Source organism: Blautia sp. DFI.6.71, from assembly GCF_020593585.1.
GTDB lineage: Bacteria > Bacillota > Clostridia > Lachnospirales > Lachnospiraceae > Blautia_A > Blautia_A wexlerae.
The window spans coordinates 1-17,685 of the sequence record NZ_JAJDMJ010000023.1 but is presented as its reverse complement, the minus strand read 5'-3'; the positions used below and the strand labels follow the sequence as shown (position 1 = coordinate 17,685).

Genomic DNA, 17,685 nt, shown 5'->3' with positions numbered 1-17,685 from the left:
TCCCTTTTTTCTGTGTTTTTATTTTCTTACCGGTGGCACATTGTATTGTTTGTTAAAATCCTGTTTGATTGCCTCCAGACGAACCTGATCCTCCTGGCGTTTCTTTCTGGCATCTTCCTGGATCCTTCTTGTCTCTTCGATTCCATTTGTAATGGTTGCCCATGTCTTCTCAAGAGTCTCAATCTGAATGGAACTTCCGGATGCCATTTTAGCTGTCATCTTCGATACATCTACTGTATTCTGGGCATTCTTAAGAAGCATCTCATTTGTTTTCTTATCCAGTTCTGCAATAGATTCTGCCTGTATCTTCTGCCTTTTCAGAAGAATTGCCTGCGCAAGTGCCTGCTTAAATACAGGAAGCGTAACGATAAACGCAGAATTGATCTTTCTCACCAGATTGTAATTGCTGAACTCCATAGTCTTGATCATGGGAATGGACTGCATTGCCACATTCTCTGCTGTTCTCAGATCCTGTGTCCTCTGTTCCAGCATCATCAGTGCCTGATTCAGACTGGTAAGTTCAAACTGAATAGACTGATCTCCCGTATTCTCCATATCCTGCTGTCTCTGGGCAATGTAGGCTTCAATCTCTTTACATGCCTGTTCTCCTGCAAGGATATATTTCACCAGTTCATGATAATAATCCACATTGGTCTTAAACATGGTATCCAGCTTTTTGTTGGACTGTTTGATTTCAGACTCATATCCTTTAAGCTGAACATAAATCTTATCAACTTCTTCGCCCATTGTGTGATACTTGGCCAGTATCTTATCCAGCTGTTTTCTGAAATTTCCGAAAAGCTTTCCAAAAAGTCCCGGATTATCCTTAATTTCATTAATGTCAAACTGATCCATAATCTTTGCCAGCGATTTAAGCATCTCGCTTGTCTCATTAAGCTGCGACATATTCATGCTGTTGAGGACCACATCAGATGCCTTGGAAATCTCCTCTGCTGCTTTCGCACCAAAAGATACAATGGTATCCATATTGTAAACTTCAATCGTGCTGACAATATCGTCCACTTCTTTTGAATTGACCAGCTCAGCATTCATCTGCTGCCTGTCAGCGACAATATCATATTTCTCCACAACTTCAATCTCATTTTTCTCCTGAAGACCATTACCGGCCTGAGCAGGATTTCCCATAGATGATTTACCGAAATCAAGTCCCATAATCTACTAACCTCTCCTGAAAAGTTTTCTCCGCCATGAGGGGCGGGTACTGTTTGTCGAAATGTTATTCAGATCCGGAACCTGCATATCGTATTTATATTCCCCGATCTGGTGCTCTTCCATCAGTTTTTCTGCAAAGTAGTTCTCCACACTCTGATAGCCTGTAGGGACAAAAAACAGAATGTCAAATCCTGCCAGGTTCAGGAATGTTACAAGAATCGAATCCTGAAGTGAAATCATCGTCTCCCCTGTATTAATATATATCAGTTTCGGATTCTTTTTTGTAAAATCAAATTTCTGGATCAGACGCAGAATCTCCTTCGGCAGATCCAGAATCTGCGCGATCACTGTATATTCTGTACCATTTTCCCCAATACCCTTTATCAGTTTCCGCTCGATCAGAAGCTGCAGCTTGTCAAGTATAAATTCCTGCATTTCCTCCCGAAGAAGATGATAAGGATATCTGGGATGATTCTTTATTTTATTCCGCAGAAGCTTTCCGTTTTTATAAAATTCTACGGCAAAGGCTTTCATTGGACCGGAGGTAGTTGGTTCAATGTACGGAGCACTTTTCACAACAACGGTATCCTCTGTGATCAGTGCTGCTATGGATTCCCAGTACTGAGAAACACTTCCATCCTTCACTCCTGAGATTTTTGAAAAAATAACCGGAATATTTACCACACCGTTAACTGTGCTGAAATTAGGTCTGTATTTCAATTCCTGATCCCACAGTAGTTTTATCTCTTCATACATGGTCTGCAGATTGATAACATTCGCCTTCACATACTGCTGATTTCTGTATATCCCACTGTCCTGATACATCAGAGTATCAAGTTCTCTTTCCGCATGATAAGCGGCTGTTCCAATCTTTACCTGAGAACTCTCTTCCGGATATTCTGTGATTGCCAGACTCTCCGGATAGTTGACCTCATACAGAAGTTTATCTTCCAGACAGCACTTAATGTTCAGATCAGGACATAAGATCAGCACATCCAGTGGCAGCCGCCCAAGGAAACTCATAAACAGAGCTTCGTTTTCATTCCGGCAGCCCCCCAGATAAATAAAGCATCCAATCTCCGGTGATTTCCAGTTTATGAACAGCTTCGGCAGATATCTTCTCATCCAGCACAGCAGATACACTGCCCTGTTTGTCAGTCTGTTAAGATTTTCCCCTTCCTTCTGAGATTCAGCCAGCATAACATCCACAAATGTTTTATGCAGGATCCGCTGAAGCTCCGGATTGGCTCCATACTGTATATTACACGCAAGTCCCAGGAGCATCTGATCTCCGGATGTATAGTTTGACCTCTTTATCTCTGAAATTTCCTGCGGCGTTGGTCTTGGAATCTCTTTACTTACGACCACCGTATTTCTCTTTGAATTTCTCAGTTCCTGCTGCAATCTGAATAACTCATTTGCATAAGTAAGCTTATCTTCTGCCCCGTTAATCCTGCAGAAACAGTTATAAAAAAAACGGCTGTCATTTCCCCTTAACAGAATGCTCTCGCGGATATCATCCAGGCCGTTTCCCTTTAGCCATGCATTTGTACAATTTGTAAGCGAAGGTCTGATTCCATACAGTCTCTCATTGTTGAGTTCATTCTGAATCTCATCTCTGACCTTTTTCACACAATATCCCTGCGGAAATGGCTGCAAACCTTCCATCTGCAAACTGTCTGAAAGAACGGAACCCGGATCTGTTTTCAGATATCCCTGATCCCCTGCATACTGAAGCAGCACTACATCACAGCCTACATTGGAAAGAATCGATATGAGCATTAACTCATAATTGCTTATCTGCCCTTCATATAATATTTTAGGGATATGGTTCTCTCCAAGCTGATTTACAATGCGTTCAAATTTATAATACAGCCAGCACATGAACTTGATATATGCGTTCCTGATCATATTCTCGGTTTTCCCGGCTTTTCGCAGGGAATCCAGAGAGTCATAAATGGAGGCTGCCACATTCTGTCTCTGAAACTCATTCATCCTTGGCAGCCATTTTCTCAGACTGACATGGATAAAATCCATACTCATCTGAAAATCCATTCCCATTATTTCATTATAATATGCAAGATTCCCCTCATCGGGATTAGGTATCTTCCCTTCGATAACCACTCCGGTTCTTCTTGCTGTATCATAATATTTCTTTATAAATTCGCCGACTTCTTCAGAATATCCGTTGATACGGTAGAAATAAACACCTTTCTCCCGCCTGCTGTTCAGTTCGACAAAATAATCACTGAGGTTTTGAATTTTTTTGTGTTCCAACATATAAGTATCTCACCTTCAATATCTGCTTATCTTATTTCTGTTCATGATAAGTTCTACAGTAATTTCATAAAATAATGCGGAACCATAATTTTCTCCAAATTTTCGTATAAATTCTACCTCAAAATTGTATCATATTGCTATTTATATTTCAAGAAAATTCCCCTGTTCTTTCTATGGCTTATTCCCCTGAAATGTGCTATGATGTAGCTGCTGACTCGGTCCTTCACACTGTGATGGGCCGGATTACCTGCAGTATTTTATTGAATTTCTATAAGGTACCCTATTTACGGGAATTTTTGTAGATATGTCAGAAGGAGTGTTATGAAAAATAATGTTTTATATTACAGTGTAGGTCCATTACTCTATTGTCCTGCCAACAGAATATCCATCACTGATTCTCTGATAAATGAAAGATTCGGGAACAGATTTTCTCTTGCTCTCTGTCTTGAAGATACCATAAACGACGATCATGTTGAAGAAGCCGAGCAGATACTGATTTCTTCTCTCAGCCAGATATTCATACAGCATGAACAAAAGCCATTCTATCTGCCCCAAATATTTATCCGGGTTCGGAATCCACAGCAGATTCAGAGATTAACAAAAGCTCTTGGGCAATCCATTAAGATTGTTACCGGTTTCATCGTCCCTAAATTCAGCCCGGATAACGCACAAAGTTATATTGAGCAGATGATTCTCGTCAATGAACTTGTCGCAAAAAAGCTTTACATGATGCCTATTTACGAAAGTCCTTCCATTATAGATTTGCGAAACAGAATTGATATTCTCTACTTGTTAAGGGATTCTTTAGCCAGAATTGAAGATCTTATATTGAATATACGTGTTGGCGGAAATGATCTGTGCCATATGTTTGGGTTTCGCAGACATGCCAATGAATCTATTCACAGCATCAGACCTGTTTCAGATATTTTCTCAGATATTATCACTGTATATGGTATGGATTATGTGATTTCCGGTCCTGTATGGGAATATTATGCCGGTGACAGCTGGAAAGAAGGAATGATTCAGGAAATCCGGGAGGACAGACTTTGCGGTTTCATCGGAAAAACCGTTATCCACCCTTCACAGATCCCTGTAGTAAACAGAGCTTATCAGGTTTCACGAAATGACTACCTTGACGCACGGGCGATTTTAAACTGGAATGCTGATTCTGCTTCCCTTGTTGCAGGAAGCAAAACCAGAGAAAGAATGAATGAATATAAAACCCATCTGAACTGGGCTAAGAAAACAGTTTATCTTTCAGAAGTTTTCGGAATAACAGAATAAGTATTACCCTTCTCACGCATCCGCAAGCTTCTTAATGATTCCACAGCATTTATAATGTGTAAGTGGATAGTATTCTACAGGTGTATGTTTCTCTTCGGCAAGTCTGACAATATGCTCCAACTGAGGATTTCCCTTATATCGCTCATCGATCAGCACCTTCCAGGGAATTCTCCTCAGTAATACTCTTGTTGTCTCTCCGATCCCCGGTTTGATCAGATTAATATCGTCAATACCGAAATTCTTTCCTATATTTATTACCTCATCAATACCCTGACTTTCCACTCTTTTTTCCAGATCAGGTGTATTCTCCATATTAAATTCCTTTTCAATGGTTTCAATAAAGTCATATGACAGATCAGAATCTGTCAGTTCTCCGTAATAGACTGCCCCATGGAAATCATCTCTGCCTATTATGTCATCTCTCAGAAAAGTACGGCTGATAAGGCCGGATACTGTACTGTTCAGGCAGGAACTTGGGATCAGGATATCTTCATGTGTTCCGCAAAGCTCCGTAACATTTGCCGGATCTGCCACTACCGCTATGTCAGCAGAAACCCCTTCATATGCAGAGATATCTTTCTTCAATTCATTCAGGATCGCACCCTTGCCAATCCATCCGTCCACAAATAAAATCTGCTGCGGTCTGTACTTTTCAAGCAGATACTTCATGGCATTATCGTCAATCCCTCTTCCTCTGATAATTGAAATGGAATAATGCGGCACATTTATACCATATTTGAATTTGATGTATCGCTTCACAAGGATACCAATTGGGATTCCCGCTCTGGCAAGGGATACCAGGACAATTTTCTTTCCCTTATTCTCTATGATCTTATCTGCCAGCATTCCTACTGCATTGGCAACCGGCTTCGCATAATGTTTCAGCGCATTATGATATACCTGCATATACTGATCTGTAGGAACATATTCAACAGGCAGCATCTCGCTGTAATGTTTTCCGGACTGAATCAGTTTCTCCCGCACTTTGGCAGGCTGAGGTTCTACCAGCCCGGTAATATCCTTCAATAATAAAATCACATCTTCTTCTGAATAGGAACTTCTCAAATCAGCACCACCTTACAACTGTAATATCCTTGTTCTGCATCCGGACAGCATTTATCAGCGTTTCCTGACTCTCCTTTATTTCCGGGGAATCTGTGACAATCAATACCTTGTCATATTTTCCTATATCGTAAATAAACGTTCTCCTGTCCGGATCATATAAACTTTTCAGTTCATATCTGCTGTGAAGGGGATACTCTTTTTCCAGACTCACAGCAATGGGACTTCTTGTAGTCGAATGGCACCTTACTTCGGCTCCCTCTTTTTCCATCTTTCTTCCGATATAAAGTGCAGGGAACATAAACTCCTCAGTGCCGATCACCAGTATTCTTTTGCCAGATATATTATCAGCCATATTTCCGGTTTTCTCCCGGATTTCTCTCCACAGATTCTCACATGCTTCTTCATATTTCCCGGAATCAATCAGTCTGCGGGCATCCATCCGGTTTTTAACATAAATCGTTGTATACTCTGCGGCCTTATCCGGACATTTATAATAAAATCCGTCTCCCTTAAATGTTTCTGCTCTGTCTCCGTAAGTACTGTGATCCGTTTTTACCAGATAATACAGAGAAATCCCCTGTCTCTTATAACGTTCCAGATTCTCCTCGCTCATTCCGTTTAACAGAGATGCTACTGAATATTTAAATTTTCCGTCATATTCCCTGTCAAGAATACTGATGATATTCCGAATTGTTTTTCCGGTAGTTACTTCATCCTCGATAAATATGATCCGATCCGTCTCCGCCGCTGCTCTGTCAATATCATCTTTTACCAGCTTCTGCTCTGTGGCATGGCTGTGTTCCTCGGAAAAAAACAGATAATTCACGCCGGGAATAACTTCTCTGGTGGTCTGAATATAATCTGCCCCCACAGTAATCGCTGCCTGAGCACCTATGGCAGTTGCTGTCTCCGCAAAGCCCACCAGCAAAAGTTTTTCATCTTTGTATTTCTCCCTGAAAGTATCTGCCAGAGCAGCAAATAAATCCAGTGCCTTTGATGGCACTACCGGAATATGCTTTCCCTGAAGCGGATCCACTACCAGATAGTTTCTCTTCGTATTATTTTCCCTTTTTGCGATCTTTACTAAATCCTTCTCAGTATATTCCATCTTTACTCCTTCTACTGATATGATCTGAAAAATGCCTGCAACTTGGTCAGAGCTTTCGTCAATGCCTCTGTCTCCTCCACATTCAGGCCTTTAAGTACAGCCAGTACCATCTTCTCATGGAAATCTTTATGATGGTAATAAGCTTTCTTCCCCTGTTCTGTCAGGGAGATCAGCACAACCCTTCGGTCCTCCTGACTTCTCATACGCTGGATATATCCCTTCTTTACAAGATTATTCACAGCGATCGTCAATGTACCCACAGTCACATTCAGTTCTCTGGCTACTGTTGACATATTCTTCTGTTCCCGGATACCTACTGCATTAATAATGTGCATATCATTGACGGAAATATTCTTATATTCTCCCGTAATCAATGCCCGTTCTTCCAGGTCCAGAATCTCATTAAATAAATTGACCAGTACATCATTAATTGCCTCATAATGGTTCATCCGGTTACCTCCCTCTTTTTGCTTAAGCAATTCCATATAGCATTGCTGTAGCATGTTTGTACATTCATGGTTATATTGCTACCTATTATACACTAAAATACTTTGTCTCACAAAGCATTTCTGGCAGGTTTTCAAAGAATTTCTCTCTTAATTCTTTCTTTGAACCATGAAATTTGTTATAATGAACAGATAGATTACAGTTCATACGCTCCTGTCTCATTTCCGTATGCAGTCTGCAATGAATTTGGGATACGGTACTGAGGACAGCAATACAGGCTGCAGATTGCTGTAACTGTTCAGCACTCTCACTGTTAAGAACTATTTTAGTTAAAGGGAATTTTCTATGAAAAAAAATAATATGCCACTTAATTTACGGGAGAGAATCAACTCCCGGATCAGTCTTCTGTGTTCTGTTATTGTTCTGGTTCTGCTCGTTCTGGTGATGCATCAGATGGATTACACCCTGATCCGTAAACCGCAGAAAGAAGCAGCAGAAGCAGCGGCTCTCAAGGAACAGCAGGATAAGATCAAAGCTGAAACACCTGTCATCTCCACTGCAAGTGTAATTGCTGTTGGAGATAATCTTTATCACAGCAAGCTGTATGAATCCGGCGAAAATGACTCCGGCATATGGAATTATGACCATATCTACACTCATGTTCTGGACCAGATCCAAGCTGCAGACGTAGCCATGATCGACCAGGAAACGGTTTTTGCTCCAAGCCACGATGCTGTCAGCACTTATCCTTCTTTTGCCACTCCCCAGGAAGTGGGAGATGCCATTATCAAAGCAGGGTTTGATGTAGTGGAATCTGCCACAAATCACGCCGATGATTATGGATATGACTATCTGAAAAGTACTCTGGATTTCTGGAGCACCAATTATCCGGATATTCCTGTACTTGGCATCCACGCCACCCAGGAAGATGCAGACACTGTCAAAGTAAAAGAAGTGAATGGTATTAAGATTGCTTTTCTTGACTATACATACGGCACCAATAATTCCGGTGCAGGCGAAGGATATGAGTACATGATCGATATCTTTGATAAGGATAAGATCACCACAATGATCCAGAAAGCCAAAGAAATCAGCGACTGCATCATCTTTGTGGCTCACTGGGGAACAGAAGATGAAACCATGCCAAATGAATACGAGAAACAATGGGCCGCTTTTCTGATGCAGCAGGGTGTTGATGTGATCATTGGCGGTCATCCGCATGTGCTTCAGCCTTACGGACAGCTTTCTGATGACCAGGGACACAATACCACCATATTCTACTCCCTCGGAAACTTCGTTTCCACCCAGCAGGAACTCCCGGAACTTCTGGAAGGAATGGCAAGTTTTACCATACAGAAATCAACTCTGAACGGCAAATCAACCATCCAGATCCTTTCTCCGGAAGTGAAACCTATGGTCATGCATTATAATCACGATAACGGAGAATACGGACCATATATGCTGGATGATTATACAGAAGAACTTGCTTCTTCCCACAGTGTAAGAAATGTGATCGGTGATGAGTTTACTCTCGATAACCTGAAAGCCAAATTTAAGGAAATCATGTCCATGAATGTGAAGCCTTCCACAAATACAAACCTGCTGAACGTCAAGTTTGACTGGGAGGGCAACATGATTGACAAAACTACCGGAAATGTAGTGGAAGATACAGAATCCATCCACTCCTGGGAATATCAGGCAGACACATCAGACGGAACCGAAGACTCTTCCGACGTTTCTGACAGCTCTTCAGATGAAAGTTCAGATGAAAGTTCGGATGAAAGTTCGGACGAAAGTTCAGATGAAAGTTCGGATGAAAGTTCAGATGAAAGTTCGGATGAAAATTCAGATGATTCTTCAAACGAATATGACAGTGGTTATTGATGAATTCCCAGCAGTTTCTCTGCATTCTGTCTGGTCACATCAATAACCTCCTCTGCTGTAATTCCCTTCAGTTCTGCGATTGCCTGTGCTACATAAGGCAGATTTAATGACGAATTTCTCTTACCTCTGTTTGGCTCCGGAGACATATAGGGACAGTCTGTTTCCAGGACAAGCTGAGACAGGGGTGCATACTGAACCGTCTCTTTCAGTTTCTTTGCATTCTTAAAAGTGACAACTCCGCCGATTCCCAGATACAGTCCCATTTTCAGATATTCTGCTGCAATCTCCCTGCTGTATGAAAAACAATGAATGATACCGCCATACATACCACCCTGCATATATTCTCTGACAATATTCAGAGTATCCTCGGCAGCTTCTCTGCTGTGGATCATAAACGGAAGCTTCTCTTCTCTCGCAATATCAAGCTGAGCGCGAAACATCTTCTGCTGGATCTGATGTTCCTCTTCTTCCTTATGCCAGTAATAGTCCAGCCCGATCTCACCGATTGCCACCATCTTGTCCATATGGGATAATCTGCGAATCTCATCCAGAGTCTCCTGTGTCATCTTATCTGCATCATCCGGATGGATTCCCACTGCTCCATATACAAAAGGATATTTCTCCATCAGCTTCACAGTATCCTGAAAACCGCCTACAGATGCACAGACATTCACAATCTTCTCAATCCCTCCATCGTACATAGACATAAGAAGCGCTTCCCTGTCTGTGTCAAAGGCCTCGTCATCATAGTGCGCATGTGTATCAATAATCATTTTTTCCTATCTCCTCATGTAATCTTATAGCAATTCCATAAAATAATGCAATCAAGACAGTTCAGCAGGACTTCACGCTATGATGGACTGGATTGTTTGCAGTAATTTATGGAATTGCTATAGTCCGATTAAAAAATCTGTTATAAAATTACCAGTTCATCCCCCGGATGGATCACACCGCCATGAATAACCTTCGTAAAAACTCCCTGTTTCGGCATAATGCACTCTCCCATTTTCTTAAAGATCGCACATCCGCTGTGGCATTCTTTTCCAATCTGTGTCAGCTCCAGGACTACATCATTGCACTGGAATTTCGTACCGATCGGAAGTGTGGCAAAGTCGATTCCCTGAACCACCAGGTTCTCTCCGAATGCCCCGTCTTCTACCTCTGCACCTCTGGCGCGAAAATCTTCAATCTTGTCAAAAGAGAGCAGACTTACCTGACGGTGCCATTTGCCGGCATGGGCATCACCCTCGATTCCCCAGTCCTCAATTACTTTAATCTCCGGAACACTTGTCTTCTCTATTCCCTTTCTTTCACTTGTACAAACCGCAATTACTTTTCCCATAAGATTATCCCTTTCACCTTCCTGTTTTAGTTTCAGATACTGTTTTCGTACCTGCTCTTCCGTTTATTGCCGTCAGCTTATATTCTCTGCTTTCTTATCCCTGTTATCGCCATCAGTTATCTTGCGCAGTTCCCTGCTTCCCCTGTCATGATCTCAATGCCATGTCCAAGCGCATCAATAATATACTCCAGGCTCTCTTTTACAGCTTTCGGACTTCCCGGAAGATTGATGATCAGTGTTTTTTTTCGGATACCTGCCGTAGAACGGCTGAGCATGGCGCGTTTCGTGATAGTCATACTGTACGCACGCATTGCCTCCGGAATCCCCGGTACACGTCTGTCAATAATATCCTCCGTTGCCTCCGGTGTAATATCTCTGGGTGAAAAACCGGTTCCGCCTGTTGTCAGGATCAGTTCCGCTGTGCCGCTGTCTGCAATTTCCGCCATTCTCTCTGACAACATCTTTCTGTCATCCGGCAGAACATCTTCAGACACAACCTCATATCCATTCTTCTCAACAATCTCTCGGATCGCAGGTCCGCTTAAATCCTCACGTTCTCCGCGATATCCCGTATCACTGGATGTAATAATCGCTACTCTTTTCATTTTATAAAAACCTCCCTGTCGGGCAGATAATTTTTTTCGTTATCTGCCATTCTGTATTTCCATTATACACATTTCTTTCATTTTACCCAACAAATATTTTGCAAATCGCAGAGCAATTCGTGGATATCAAAAATAAAAATCTCCACTCTTACCGCCCGTCTTTTCAACCAGATGAATATTGGACATTACCATATGCTTGTCAATTGCCTTACACATATCATAAATCGTCAGAAGCGTCACCTGAACCCCTGTCAGTGCCTCCATTTCCACACCGGTCTTGCCTTCTGTTTTCACTGTACAGAAAGCGCGGATAATTCCGTTTGTCTCATCCAGTTCATAGTCTACGGAACATTTCTGGATCGGAAGCGGATGGCACATGGGAATCAACTCAGAAGTCCTTTTCACTCCCATAATCCCCGCTACACGTGCTACTCCAAGCACATCTCCCTTTTTCACAGACCCCTCTTTCACAGCCTCCATGATTGCTTCTCCTACATGAATCTCACCTGTGGCAACTGCTGTTCTGCAAGTGACATTTTTCCCGGAAACGTCTACCATAACTGCGTTTCCATTCTCATCAAAATGATTAAAACCCTGTGACATGATCAAAATCCCCCTGTTTAAGTTTTTACAAAAAGCGAGGCTCTTATTGTACGGGAACATACAATAAAAGCCTCGCCTGTTCATCACGATACGGTTGGAGTCTTTACCCACCGAAATTGACGACACCATGAATACTCATGAGTCAGTCACTCCCCTTTATCTAAATATTAATATAGCTTTTGAGAGTGTATTTGTCAAGATAATATTCGTAAGTTTTCACACATTTTCGCTACCGTTCGCTTTGTTCTCAGTAATACAAAGATCAGCAGATTTCTGCACCTGCAGGCATTTCCTTTTCCGGTACCATCAGGGAAAGGTTTCCGTCTGCATCTTCTGCGCAGAGGATCATTCCTTCACTGAGTACACCGGCAAGTTTGGCTGGTTTCAGGTTTGTGACTACCATAACCCTCTTACCTACCATTTCTTCTGCACTGTAGTGTGCTTTGATTCCGGATACGATCTGGCGCACCTGGCTTCCGATCTGTACCTGTGAGCAGAGCAGTTTCTTTGATTTCTTTACTTCTTCACATTTGATGATCTTACCAACCTGGAACTGAAGCTTGCCGAAATCTTCAAATGTGATCTCAGGTTTTGCTTCGATATCAATTACGTCTTCTTTTTCTTCTTTTGCAGGTTCTTCTGCTTTCGGCGGATGAAGCTCTGCCACCTTTGCAAGTACCTCTTTCAGGTCAAGGCGGGCGAAAAGGATTTCCGGTTTTTCAGTTACTTTATTTCCTGACGGATAGAGGCCAAAGGTCTTAAGGTCTTCCAGTTCTCTGTCCTGTGCATTTAACTGGGCAAGGATTCTCTCTGTTGTTTCCGGCATAAAGGATTTCAGCAGAACCGCACCAATGCAGATTCCCTCAACCAGATTGTAGAGAACTGTTGCAAGACGGTCTTTTTTCTCTTCATCCTTAGCAAGAGCCCATGGCATTGTTTCGTCGATGTATTTGTTGCAGCGTTTGAAGATTGTGAATACTTCCGTCATTGCATCTGCCACGCGGAGTTTATCCATTTTTTCGTTTACTTTGGCAGGTACGGAGAGAATGAAGTTCTTCAGATCATCATCTACAGGTTCTGTAACGCCTTTGTTTTCTACCACACCGCCGAAATATTTGTTTGACATGGAAATGGTACGGTTTACAAGGTTTCCAAGGGTGTTAGCGAGTTCAGAATTGAGACGCTCTACCATCAGTTCCCATGTGATCACACCATCATTCTCGAATGGCATTTCATGAAGTACGAAGTAGCGGACTGCATCTACACCGAAGAAGTCTACCAGTTCATCTGCATAGATTACATTTCCTTTGGATTTACTCATCTTACCATCACCCTGAAGAAGCCATGGATGTCCGAATACCTGTTTCGGAAGCGGCAGATCCAGTGACATCAGGAAAATCGGCCAGTAAATTGTATGGAAACGGATGATGTCTTTACCGATCAGATGCAGGTCTGCAGGCCAGAGTTTGTTAAACTGTTCTGTGCTTTCGCCATCGCAGTCGTAGCCGATTCCTGTAATATAGTTTGTAAGGGCATCAAGCCATACATATACTACGTGTTTCGGATCAAAGTCTACCGGAATTCCCCATTTGAAGGAAGTTCTGGATACACAGAGATCCTGAAGTCCCGGGAGAAGGAAGTTGTTCATCATCTCATTTTTACGGGATTCCGGCTGGATGAAATCCGGATGTGTATTGATGTAGTCGATAAGTTTGTCAGCATATTTGCTCATTTTGAAGAAGTATGCTTCTTCTTTTGCAGGTACACATGGGCGGCCGCAGTCCGGACATTTGCCGTCTACAAGCTGGGATTCTGTAAAGAAAGATTCACATGGTGTACAATACATTCCTTCGTAGTGTCCTTTGTAGATGTCGCCTTTTGCGTACATTTTTTTGAAGATTTTTTTGACCTGTTTTTCGTGGTCTTCATCTGTGGTACGGATGAATTTGTCGTAGGATGTGTTCATCAGATCCCAGATTCTTTTGATCTCACCGGATACGTTGTCTACGAATTCTTTTGGGGTGATTCCGGCTTCTTCGGCTTTTAATTCGATTTTCTGACCATGTTCATCGGTTCCTGTCTGAAAGAATACGTCATAGCCCTGCTGACGTTTGTAGCGGGCGATGGCATCGGCAAGGACGACTTCGTAGGTGTTGCCGATATGGGGTTTGCCGGATGTGTAGGCGATGGCGGTGGTGATGTAGTATTTCTGTTTTTCCATGGTTTGTTGTCTCCTTTTTTGAATGTGGACGCTCCGTCGCAGTGTGATCCTGCCCGGAGGGCTTTTTTATGTTATAGGAACATTACAGAGTAATTTCCTATAACATAAAAAACGTCTCCTCAGATTATCTGAGAAGACGAGTATTACCCGTGTTACCACTTCTGTTCGTTTCCGGGCTCACGCGGGGAAACCTTAGGAGGTACGTTGTGATACCTCTACGCTGTAACAGGCGTGCCTGTCGCTGCCTAAAGCTGTTGGCTCTCAGCAGTGCCTCTCGGAAGCCATCTTCAACCTGCTCCTTGCATATCCCTCTCAGCCTTTGAATCTGTGATATGTGATCCATGGGGATTTCTCTGTAATACGGTCTGCGGATCTACTCTCTTCTTCAATGAGTTTGTGTTATTTCATGACAGCACTCCGCTCTATGATCGTGGAACGCTGTTAGCTATAGGAAATAGTTATCTCCTGTTATAGGGAAAATATAGCACATTTTGGTGGATTTGTAAACCCACATTGAAGTTGTCGCTTTTATAGATCTGATGTCTTATCAAGAAGTTCCTTTACTCCTTTTAGTGCTACATCAATTTTCCGTTCTTCCAGATGGTAATTTAATACATAACGAGTTCTTGCCTCCCACAGGGAAAACATTTCACTATGGTCTTCTATATATTCTGTCACCAAAAGGTCTGCACCATTCTCTTTTCCTATTCGCAGTAACTGATCTATATCATGTGTTTTAGGGTATTCAATTCCTGACATCTCTAACTGATATTTCAGATTCAGTTCTACTGCTTGCTGTAAATGATAACCAATGTAATTTAAATATGCTTCGTCACTCCCCATTTGATTACGAATCATAACAGCAACATTATAATTGCTTATCGATTTATCCAGCAATGTCTCGCTCATATACGGTAACTCCTTTCTTTGTTATTTCTTCATACATACGGGAATCCACCGTATAGTTTGTCCATATATCATACATAAATGACAGTGTTTCTTTAAAAGTAATTTTCTGATCCTGTTTCAGTACAATGTAAAAATCCACATCACTTCCCATGTGACATGTATCCTGTACACTTGATCCAAATACAACTATTTTTTCCACATTAGAGTCTTCTTTTATATTATTTATCATTTGTTTTACTTTTTTCTGTTGTATAGGATATATCTTTTCACAATTTTCAAATGGATCTTGAATACATACTCTCCATTCTTTTTTTTGATCTGCTGTTTTTCTTTTGTAAAAAAGTGGAACTGTTCTTGTCTTAGTCATATAGGCTCCCCCTTTTTTGAAAGTATTTTATTTGTAATATTATATCCTGTATTTGTTTTGTGTACAAGAGTTGTAAAATAGATTTTCCAAACTATGTTACTGTTCACTCCGTTCACAGTAACGTAGCCAAAATTCATTCCAGATTGCCTGCGGCAATGGAATTTTGGCTTGTATGTCTCGGGATTTTGGCATATTCATGCCAAAACACCTCGCGGGACAGTGTTGTGTAAACAGTAACCAAACTATAACAATTCTATAAAATAATAATTTTATATCTTGACAATTTCAATCCAATATTGTATAGTATCAATATCAGTAATGATTATCGTTATTGAACAGATTATAACTGCAACTATCCTGAACAGTTATGATAAATCATTTGCGAGTAAACAGGGAAGGGAGGAATACCATGGCGACACTGAAATACAGCCGTCAGAGGGAATCGATCAAAGAGTTTCTAAGAACCAGAACAGATCATCCTACTGCCGATGTGGTATATGAGAATATGAAGCTCATCTATCCGAATATCAGCCTCGGTACGGTATATCGCAACTTATCTCTGCTGGCTGATCTGGGAGAGATTAAGAAGCTTTCCTCTTTCGCCGGAGCGGATCACTTTGACGGGCGGACCGAGAGGCACTGCCACTTCATGTGTATCAGATGTGAGCGGATCATCGACCTTGAGAGCGAGGGAATTCACCACATTATGGATCTTGCAGGTGAGAACTTCAAAGGAAAGATTACTGATTACAGTGCCAGATTCTTCGGCCTGTGTGAGGACTGCCTGAAAGAGACAGAAGGCAACTCTGATAGTTCAAAGTAGTTTTGCTTACATCATTAGTGGCCAAATTGGGAATAACAACTAATGATAAAAAGTTGCAAAAAAGCTAAAATTAAACTTGACTTTTTCAATCAAGTATGGTAATCTAAAGTCACAGAAAATAGTAATAATTACTATTATTAAAAAATTACTTTTTCTGCCGCACAGACGGAAAGCAGTAAGAACTAAACGATGCTGAGATAATCAATTTATTTTCTGGCATCCCTAATAAATTCATTAAAAAGAAAAGGAGATTTTAATTATGACAAAATGGGTATGTAGTGTATGTGGTTATGTTTATGAAGGTGAGAAAGCTCCGGAAGCCTGTCCTGTATGTAAGGCACCGGCTGATAAATTCGTAAAGCAGGATGGCGAAATGTCATGGGCTGCTGAACACGTTGTAGGTGTTGCTCAGGGATCCAGCGAAGACATCATGGCTGATTTAAGAGCAAACTTCCAGGGTGAATGCTCTGAAGTTGGTATGTATCTTGCAATGGCAAGAGTTGCTCACAGAGAAGGATATCCGGAAATCGGTTTATACTATGAAAAAGCAGCTTATGAAGAAGCAGAACATGCTGCTAAATTCGCTGAATTATTAGGTGAAGTTGTAACAGACAGCACAAAGAAAAACCTTCAGATGCGTGTAGAAGCCGAGAACGGTGCTACAGCTGGTAAAACAGACCTTGCTAAACGTGCAAAAGCTGCTAACCTTGACGCTATCCATGATACAGTTCATGAAATGGCAAGAGATGAAGCAAGACATGGAAAAGCATTCGCTGGTCTTCTTAAGAGATATTTCGGAGAATAATTCTATCGGAAAATCGCATAAAATAAACCTTTTAAAGGGAGAACCATTGAGGTTCTCCCTTTTTATCCGTTCGTATTTTCATCATTGGAAGCTTAACTGGATTTCGCCTGAAGTCTGGCAACCTGATCTGTCAGAGCATTCATCTTAACTTCATTAATCATAATCCTGTTCATCCAGGTAGCCGACACATCCATCTTATTGATAAGATTCAGATGATTCTCTGCAAGGATAGAAATATTCCTATCCGTTATGTTCTCCAAATGCAGTTTGATATCTGCAAAGTTATTTCTGGTCTCTTCTTCAAAACGCTTCTGACTTTCTTCCATTCGGTTCATCTGGCTTTCGAATTTATCCATTCGACTTTCGAATTTATCCATTCGCGTCCCAAATCCTCTGACCTCTGTCAAAACAGCTTCCAGTATTTGTCTGTCTGTCACCACTTTCACCTCCTCTGTAGCCCGTATCGTTCTTTTGTATGTGATTGATTATATCACATACATAAAAATATGTCTATAAAAATCTATAAACATTAGAGTGTATTTGGAAAATGCGTTACTGTTCACTCCGTTCACAGTAACACGCTTCGCGATGCACAGAATTTATGCTGATCGCATAAATTCGCGCGGTATGTCTCGGGTTTTCTGTGATCTTTGCTCACAAAAAACACCTCGCGGGATATTACCAGTGAACAGTAACGAAAATGCTCCCCACAAGATGTGGTATGCTCCCCGTCAAGAGGACAATAAAAAATAATAAATTTTTGTATCGT

The 17,685-nt window shown here is 41.5% G+C and carries 17 protein-coding genes; 4 read left to right on the top strand and 13 right to left on the bottom strand.

Going from position 1 to position 17,685, the window contains the following annotated elements:
• Positions 1–18: 18 nt before the first annotated feature.
• Positions 19–1,173: a toxic anion resistance protein gene (locus tag LJE12_RS11025; RefSeq protein ID WP_020993224.1), complete on the bottom strand. Its 1,155-nt coding sequence runs from the start codon at positions 1,171–1,173 to the stop codon at positions 19–21.
• Positions 1,174–1,179: 6 nt separating this feature from the next.
• Positions 1,180–3,453: a YceG family protein gene (locus LJE12_RS11020; RefSeq protein ID WP_227226968.1), complete on the bottom strand. Its 2,274-nt coding sequence runs from the start codon at positions 3,451–3,453 to the stop codon at positions 1,180–1,182.
• A gap of 321 nt (positions 3,454–3,774) precedes the next feature.
• Here LJE12_RS11020 and LJE12_RS11015 point away from each other — a divergent pair, with 321 nt between their 5' ends.
• Positions 3,775–4,737 carry an HpcH/HpaI aldolase/citrate lyase family protein gene (locus tag LJE12_RS11015; protein ID WP_227226969.1) on the top strand — a complete coding sequence of 321 codons (963 nt, stop codon included), beginning with the start codon at positions 3,775–3,777 and terminating at the stop codon, positions 4,735–4,737.
• A 12-nt stretch (positions 4,738–4,749) separates the two neighbouring features.
• Here LJE12_RS11015 and LJE12_RS11010 read toward each other — a convergent pair whose 3' ends face one another.
• Genes LJE12_RS11010 through LJE12_RS11000 form a run of 3 tightly spaced genes read right to left on the bottom strand, consistent with a single transcriptional unit; the run spans position 4,750 to position 7,359 of the window.
• Positions 4,750–5,802 (bottom strand): cysteine protease StiP family protein, encoded by a 1,053-nt coding sequence (locus LJE12_RS11010; RefSeq protein ID WP_008705360.1) that lies wholly within the window; start codon positions 5,800–5,802, stop codon positions 4,750–4,752.
• A 1-nt stretch (position 5,803) separates the two neighbouring features.
• A complete protein-coding gene (locus tag LJE12_RS11005; RefSeq protein WP_055057767.1) occupies positions 5,804–6,910 on the bottom strand; it encodes a phosphoribosyltransferase domain-containing protein in 1,107 nt (368 codons plus the stop codon).
• Positions 6,911–6,921: 11 nt separating this feature from the next.
• Positions 6,922–7,359, bottom strand: coding sequence for a MarR family winged helix-turn-helix transcriptional regulator (locus LJE12_RS11000; RefSeq protein WP_022380519.1), 438 nt, complete (start codon positions 7,357–7,359; stop codon positions 6,922–6,924).
• A gap of 343 nt (positions 7,360–7,702) precedes the next feature.
• On the opposite strand from LJE12_RS11000, the gene LJE12_RS10995 reads away from it, so the two are divergent.
• Complete coding sequence (locus LJE12_RS10995; protein WP_118593216.1) at positions 7,703–9,241, top strand: CapA family protein; 1,539 nt, start codon at positions 7,703–7,705, stop codon at positions 9,239–9,241.
• Here the strand turns inward: LJE12_RS10995 and LJE12_RS10990 are convergent.
• From LJE12_RS10990 to LJE12_RS10960, 7 genes are all read right to left on the bottom strand, one after another.
• Positions 9,235–10,014 carry a TatD family hydrolase gene (locus LJE12_RS10990; RefSeq protein ID WP_055151843.1) on the bottom strand — a complete coding sequence of 260 codons (780 nt, stop codon included), beginning with the start codon at positions 10,012–10,014 and terminating at the stop codon, positions 9,235–9,237. The genes LJE12_RS10995 and LJE12_RS10990 overlap by 7 nt on opposite strands.
• 140 nt (positions 10,015–10,154) lie before the next feature.
• Positions 10,155–10,583, bottom strand: a complete 429-nt coding sequence (locus LJE12_RS10985) for an MOSC domain-containing protein (RefSeq protein ID WP_055151846.1) — start codon at positions 10,581–10,583, stop codon at positions 10,155–10,157.
• Positions 10,584–10,699: 116 nt separating this feature from the next.
• Positions 10,700–11,188, bottom strand: coding sequence for a MogA/MoaB family molybdenum cofactor biosynthesis protein (locus LJE12_RS10980; RefSeq protein WP_022379966.1), 489 nt, complete (start codon positions 11,186–11,188; stop codon positions 10,700–10,702).
• A 126-nt stretch (positions 11,189–11,314) separates the two neighbouring features.
• The gene (gene moaC, locus LJE12_RS10975; RefSeq protein ID WP_118614352.1) at positions 11,315–11,791 is read right to left on the bottom strand and encodes a cyclic pyranopterin monophosphate synthase MoaC; all 477 of its coding nucleotides are present in this window, start codon (positions 11,789–11,791) and stop codon (positions 11,315–11,317) included.
• A 262-nt stretch (positions 11,792–12,053) separates the two neighbouring features.
• Complete coding sequence (gene metG, locus LJE12_RS10970) at positions 12,054–14,036, bottom strand: methionine--tRNA ligase (protein WP_081017142.1); 1,983 nt, start codon at positions 14,034–14,036, stop codon at positions 12,054–12,056.
• Between the two features lie 504 nt (positions 14,037–14,540).
• Complete coding sequence (locus tag LJE12_RS10965; RefSeq protein WP_118330465.1) at positions 14,541–14,921, bottom strand: HEPN domain-containing protein; 381 nt, start codon at positions 14,919–14,921, stop codon at positions 14,541–14,543.
• Positions 14,899–15,288, bottom strand: coding sequence for a nucleotidyltransferase domain-containing protein (locus LJE12_RS10960; protein WP_118330464.1), 390 nt, complete (start codon positions 15,286–15,288; stop codon positions 14,899–14,901). The genes LJE12_RS10965 and LJE12_RS10960 overlap by 23 nt, the downstream gene beginning before the upstream one ends.
• 409 nt (positions 15,289–15,697) lie before the next feature.
• Here LJE12_RS10960 and LJE12_RS10955 point away from each other — a divergent pair, with 409 nt between their 5' ends.
• Both LJE12_RS10955 and LJE12_RS10950 read left to right on the top strand, forming a co-directional pair.
• Complete coding sequence (locus LJE12_RS10955) at positions 15,698–16,111, top strand: Fur family transcriptional regulator (protein WP_008705371.1); 414 nt, start codon at positions 15,698–15,700, stop codon at positions 16,109–16,111.
• A gap of 259 nt (positions 16,112–16,370) precedes the next feature.
• Positions 16,371–16,916 (top strand): NADH peroxidase, encoded by a 546-nt coding sequence (locus tag LJE12_RS10950; protein ID WP_008705373.1) that lies wholly within the window; start codon positions 16,371–16,373, stop codon positions 16,914–16,916.
• 92 nt (positions 16,917–17,008) lie between these two features.
• Here the strand turns inward: LJE12_RS10950 and LJE12_RS10945 are convergent, their stop codons facing one another.
• A complete protein-coding gene (locus tag LJE12_RS10945; protein ID WP_226852791.1) occupies positions 17,009–17,353 on the bottom strand; it encodes a hypothetical protein in 345 nt (114 codons plus the stop codon).
• Positions 17,354–17,685: the final 332 nt, after the last annotated feature.

What these genes read in the sequence shown, in the direction of transcription:
- LJE12_RS11025 (WP_020993224.1), bottom strand. Translation starts at nt 1,173, where the DNA reads ATGGGACTTGATTTCGGTAAATCATCTATGGGAAATCCTGCTCAGGCC.
- LJE12_RS10985 (WP_055151846.1), bottom strand. Translation starts at nt 10,583, where the DNA reads ATGGGAAAAGTAATTGCGGTTTGTACAAGTGAAAGAAAGGGAATAGAG.
- LJE12_RS10995 (WP_118593216.1), top strand. Translation starts at nt 7,703, where the DNA reads ATGAAAAAAAATAATATGCCACTTAATTTACGGGAGAGAATCAACTCC.
- LJE12_RS10965 (WP_118330465.1), bottom strand. Translation starts at nt 14,921, where the DNA reads ATGAGCGAGACATTGCTGGATAAATCGATAAGCAATTATAATGTTGCT.
- LJE12_RS10990 (WP_055151843.1), bottom strand. Translation starts at nt 10,014, where the DNA reads ATGATTATTGATACACATGCGCACTATGATGACGAGGCCTTTGACACA.
- LJE12_RS11015 (WP_227226969.1), top strand. Translation starts at nt 3,775, where the DNA reads ATGAAAAATAATGTTTTATATTACAGTGTAGGTCCATTACTCTATTGT.
- LJE12_RS10980 (WP_022379966.1), bottom strand. Translation starts at nt 11,188, where the DNA reads ATGAAAAGAGTAGCGATTATTACATCCAGTGATACGGGATATCGCGGA.
- LJE12_RS11000 (WP_022380519.1), bottom strand. Translation starts at nt 7,359, where the DNA reads ATGAACCATTATGAGGCAATTAATGATGTACTGGTCAATTTATTTAAT.
- LJE12_RS10955 (WP_008705371.1), top strand. Translation starts at nt 15,698, where the DNA reads ATGGCGACACTGAAATACAGCCGTCAGAGGGAATCGATCAAAGAGTTT.
- LJE12_RS11020 (WP_227226968.1), bottom strand. Translation starts at nt 3,453, where the DNA reads ATGTTGGAACACAAAAAAATTCAAAACCTCAGTGATTATTTTGTCGAA.
- LJE12_RS11005 (WP_055057767.1), bottom strand. Translation starts at nt 6,910, where the DNA reads ATGGAATATACTGAGAAGGATTTAGTAAAGATCGCAAAAAGGGAAAAT.
- LJE12_RS10960 (WP_118330464.1), bottom strand. Translation starts at nt 15,288, where the DNA reads ATGACTAAGACAAGAACAGTTCCACTTTTTTACAAAAGAAAAACAGCA.
- moaC (WP_118614352.1), bottom strand. Translation starts at nt 11,791, where the DNA reads ATGTCACAGGGTTTTAATCATTTTGATGAGAATGGAAACGCAGTTATG.
- LJE12_RS10950 (WP_008705373.1), top strand. Translation starts at nt 16,371, where the DNA reads ATGACAAAATGGGTATGTAGTGTATGTGGTTATGTTTATGAAGGTGAG.